Here is a 4,863-nt window from a genome sequence, read left to right as displayed (position 1 = left end):
GAGGGTGGCGTGGTTGAGGGCGGCGACGGTTTTGATGACGGCGCCGACGCCGGCGGCGGCTTGCATGTGGCCGAGGTTGGATTTGAGTGAGCCGATCCAGAGGGGTTCGCCGGTGCGGTGGCGTCCGTAGGCTTCGATGAGGGCGTTGGCCTCGATCGGGTCGCCGAGGGTGGTGCCGGTTCCGTGGGCCTCGACCGCGTCCACCTCGTCGGCGGTCAGGCCCGAGCGTCGCAACGCCTCGGCGATGACCCGCTGTTGGGCCCGTCCACTCGGCGCGGTCAGCTGGCTGCTGCGGCCGTCCTGGTTCACCGCGCTGCCGCGGACCACGGCGAGGACCGGGTGTCCGTGGCGCCGGGCGTCGGACAGCCGCTCCAGCACCAGCACGCCCACGCCCTCCGCCCAGCCCGTCCCGTCCGCGTCGGCCGCGAACGAACGGCAGCGCCCGTCGGGGGAGTTGGCGCCCTGGCGGCTGAAGTCGACGAAGGTCGCGGGGGTGGACATCACGGTGACCCCGCCGGCCAGGGCCAGGGTGCACTCGCCGCCGCGCAGCGCCTGCGCGGCCAGGTGGATGGCGACCAGCGAGGAGGAGCAGGCGGTGTCCACGGTGACTGCCGGGCCCTCCAGCCCGAGGGTGTAGGCGATCCGGCCGGAGACCACGCTGCCCGCGCTGCCGACGACCAGATAGCCCTCCAACTCCTCCGGGGCGCGCCGGAACCGGGAGCCGTAGTCGTGGTACATCACCCCGGCGAACACCCCGGTACGGGTGCCGCGCAGGTCGTCGGGGCGCAGCCCGGCGCGTTCCAGGGACTCCCAGGCGACTTCGAGCAGCAGCCGCTGCTGCGGGTCCATCGCGGTCGCCTCGCGGGGGGAGATGCCGAAGAACTCGGCGTCGAACTGCCCGGCGTCGTAGAGGAATCCGCCCTCGCGGGTGTAGCTGTGCCCGGGCTTGGCCGGGTCGGGGTGGTAGAGCTCCTCCGGCCAGCCCCGGTCCGCCGGGAAGGCGCCCACGGCGTCCCCGCCGCGCTCGACCAACTCCCAGAGTTCTTCGGGAGAGTTGACGTTGCCCGGGAAGCGTCCCGCCATCGAGACGATCGCGATCGGCTCGGACTCCCGGGCCTCCAGCTCGTCCAACCGGCGGCGGTTCTGCCGCAGCTCGGTGGTGACGCGCTTGAGGTAGCCGCGGAGCTTCTCCTCGGTGGTGCTCATCGCCTAGCCCTCCTCGCTGTCGGTGATGCCGAGCTCCTCGGCGATCAGGTCGAAGATCTCGTCGTCGGTGGCCGTGTCCAGGTCGGTGTGGAGCGGGTCGAGCGGTGCCAGCAGCTCGCGCAGGGCGGTGAGCAGCGGGCCGCGTTCGGGGGCGCCCAGGGCGGCCAGCGCGGCGGTCAGCCGGTCGATGTCCGCGCGGAGCCGGTCGGGGGAGGGAGCGATCGGATCGGGGGCCAGTGCGGTCCCGAGGTGGCGGGCCAGGCCGCCGATCGTCGGGTGGTCGAGCAGCAGGGTGGGCGGCAGACGCAGGCCGGTGTCGGCGTTGATCCGGTTGCGCAGTTCGACGGCGGTCAGCGAGTCCACCCCGAGTTCCAGGAAGCCGCGGTGCTCGCTCAGCGACTGCGGGGCGTGGCCGAGCACCGTGGCGACCTTGTCGCGCAGGTAGTCGCCGAGCAGCGCGGTCCGGGCCTCGGCGGGTTGGCCGGCGAGCCGTTCGGCCAGACCGGAGGTGTGCGGCGCGGCGGGTGCCTTCTCCGGGGTCGGGGCGACCAGCCCGGACAGGATCGGGGCGAGCCGCCCCTCGGCGGCCGCCCGCTGCAGGGCGGCCGGAAGGGTCGGGGCGGGCACCAGCACGGCGTCCGGTCGGGCGAGTGCGGCGTCGAACAGGGCGAGTCCGCGCTCGGCGCCGATCGGGGCCAGGCCCAGGCGCTCGAAGCGGGACCGGCCGGCCTCGTCCAGCCGGTCGCCCATCCCGCCCGGGCCGGACCACAGGCCCCAGGCCAGGGCGGTGGCGGGCAGGCCGAGGGCGTGCCGGTGCCGGGCCAGGGCGTCCAGGAAGGCGTTGGCGGCCGCGTAGTTGGCCTGGCCGGCGGTGCCCAGCACCCCGGCCACCGAGGAGAACAGCACGAACCGGGCCGGGGCCGCCTCCCGGGTCAGCTCGTGCAGGTGCCAGGCCGCATCGGCCTTGGCCCGCAGGACGGCCGCCAGGCGCGCGGGCGTCAGCGCGGAGACGACCCCGTCGTCCAGCACGCCCGCCGTGTGGATCACCGCCGTCAGCGGCCGGTCCGCCGGGATCCCCGCCAGCAGCCCGGCCAGCGCCTCCCGGTCGGCGACGTCGCAGCCCGCCACGGTGGCCTCCGCGCCGAGGGCCGACAGTTCCGCCAGCAGCTCGGCCGCCCCGGGCGCGTCCGGGCCGCGCCGGCTGACCAGCAGCAGGCGCCGGGCCTGCCCGGTCCGCACCAGGTGCCGGGCCAGCAAGGCGCCGAGCGCGCCGGTGCCGCCGGTGATCAGCACCGTGCCGTCCGGGTCCACCGGCCGGGCGTCCACCGGTGTCGCGGCGCCGGCCCGGACCAGCCGGGGCACCGTCAACCGGCCCTGTCGGACGGCCACTTCGGGCTCGGCCAGGGCGAGTGCGGCGGGCAGCGCGCGCAGCGACCGCGGGGTGCCGTCCAGGTCGACCAGGGCCAGCCGACCGGGCTGCTCGCCGAGCGCCGAGCGGACCAGGCCGCCGACCGTCGCCCCGGCCAGGGCGTGCGGCGTGCCGCCGTCGGTGGCGCCCTCGGTGACCACCACCACCCGGGTGTCGGCCAGCCGCTCGTCCGCCAGGACGCTCTGCAGCGTCGCCAGGACGGTATGGGCGCTCGCGTGGGCGGCGCTCAGCGGCTCGTCCTGGCCGGACGGTGCGCGCACCAGCAGGACGTCGGGGGCTTCGACCGGCTCCCGCAGCACCGCTCCGGCGGCCCGCAGAGCGGCCGTCAGCTCCGGGTCGGGAGCGCCCAGGACGGCCACCGAGCGGACCGGTGCCGTCGGGGCCGCTTCGGCGGGCTGCCAGTCGACCCGCAGCAGGTCGCGGGCCACCGCCGGGTCCGCCCCGCCGAGCCGGGCGGTCTCCACCTCCCGGAGCGTCAGCGAGGCGACGGTGGCGACGGGCACCCCGGCGGCGTCGGTCAGCTCCAGCCGGGCGGAGTCGGGGCCGGTCGGGGTGATCCGGACCCGGGCCGCGGTGGCGGGGGAGGCCGCGCCGAGGGAGACGCCGGACCAGGCGAAGGGCAGGGCGATCCGGCCGGTACCCCGGTCGCCGCGGCCCTTCACCAGTGGGTGCAGGGCGGCGTCCAGCAGGGCGGGGTGGAGCAGGAACCCGGACGGATCGAGCTCCTCGGGCAGCCGGAGCTCGGCGGAGGACTCCGCGCCGTCCCGGCCGACGGCGGTGACCGCACGGAAGGCGGGTCCGTAGCCGTAGCCCTCGGCGGCGAGTTCGGCGTAGAAGGCGGCGGTCACGGGCGCGGCCGGGGCGGCGGGTTCGGCGGGTTCGGCGGACGGGCGGTGCGGGGAACCGGCGGTCAGGGTGCCGGAGGCGTGGCGGGTCCACGGCTCGGAGTCGTCGTGGCGGGAGTACACCGCCACCGGGCGGGTGCCCTGCCCGTCGGCCGGTCCGGCGACGACCTGGAGCCGCAGCGCACCCTGCTCGGGCAGCACGGCGGGGGACTCCAGGGTGAGTTCCTCCAGGGTGCGGAGGCCCACCGACACGCCTGCCCGCAGCGCCAGTTCGAGCAGGGCCGTGCCGGGCAGCAGCACCGTCCCGTCGATGGCGTGGTCGGTCAGCCAGGGGTGGGTGCGGGCCGACACCCGGCCGGTGAGCACCGCGCCGCCGTCGTCGCCGAGCGTCACCTCGGTGGACAGCAGCGGGTGGCCGGTGGTGCCGGACGCGGCCGACGTGGCCGGTGCGTCCAGCCAGTGGCGGCGGTGCTCGAAGGGGTAGGTGGGCAGCTCGACCGGCGTCCCCGAACGGCCCAGCAGCACCGGCCAGTCGACCTCGCCGCCGTCGACGTACAGGGCGCCGAGCGCCAGCAGCAGGCCGGACACCTCGTCCCGGTCGCGCCGTAGCGTCGGGACGACCACGGCCGGCGCTTCGGGTGCTTCGGTCGTTCCGGTCGTTTCGGCGGCGAGCGCGGTCTCCACCAGGGTGGTGAGGACGGCGTCCGGCCCGAGCTCGACGAACCGCCGGACCCCGGACGCCCGCAGGGCCGTCAGCCCGTCGTGGAAGCGCACCGCCTCGCGGGCGTGCCGCACCCAGTACTCGGGATCGGTCAGCTCGCCCGGCTCGGCGATCTGACCGGTGAGGTTCGAGACCACCGGCACCTCGGGCTCCGCGTAGCCGAGGCGCCCGGCGACCTCGCGGAACTCGGCGAGCATCGGGTCCATCAGCGGGGAGTGGAAGGCGTGGCTGACCCTGAGCCGGGCCGCTCGGCGGCCCCGGCCCCGCCAGCGGGCCACCAGCTCGTCCACGGCGTCCGCGTCGCCGGAGACCACGGTGGCGAGCGGACCGTTCACGGCGGCGACGGCGATCCGGCCGGGTGCGGCCGCCGACTCGGCCTCGATCTCGGACGGGTCCGCCTCGATCGAGGCCATCGCCCCGCCCGCCGGCAGGGCGTCCATCAGCCGGGCCCGGGCGGCGACCAGCGTGGCCGCGTCGGGGAGCGACAGCACGCCGGCCAGGTGGGCGGCGGCGATCTCGCCGACGGAGTGGCCGATCAGGACGTCGGGTGCGGGGACCAGGGTGCGGAGCAGGTGGTGGAGGGCGGTTTGGAGGGCGAAGAGGGCGGGTTGGGTGTAGGCGGTGCGGTGGAGGAGGTGGGCTTCGGGGGTGTCGGGGTGGGC

Annotated in this window: 2 protein-coding genes; both read right to left on the bottom strand. The window is 76.6% G+C overall.

Features of this window, described 5'->3' with window-relative positions:
* On the bottom strand, positions 1 to 1,206 hold a 1,206-nt coding region (locus tag ACIP4P_RS44975), incomplete at its 3' end, for a beta-ketoacyl synthase N-terminal-like domain-containing protein (RefSeq protein ID WP_400930303.1).
* A gap of 3 nt (positions 1,207 to 1,209) precedes the next feature.
* Positions 1,210 to 4,863, bottom strand: a 3,654-nt coding sequence (locus tag ACIP4P_RS44970; RefSeq protein WP_400930300.1) for an SDR family NAD(P)-dependent oxidoreductase, incomplete at its 5' end; no start/stop codon positions are given.

This window comes from Kitasatospora sp. NPDC089509, from assembly GCF_044749365.1.
Classification (GTDB): Bacteria; Actinomycetota; Actinomycetes; order Streptomycetales; family Streptomycetaceae; genus Kitasatospora.
The sequence above is the reverse complement of the archived record's forward strand: the minus strand, read 5'-3'. Positions and strand labels throughout refer to the sequence as shown.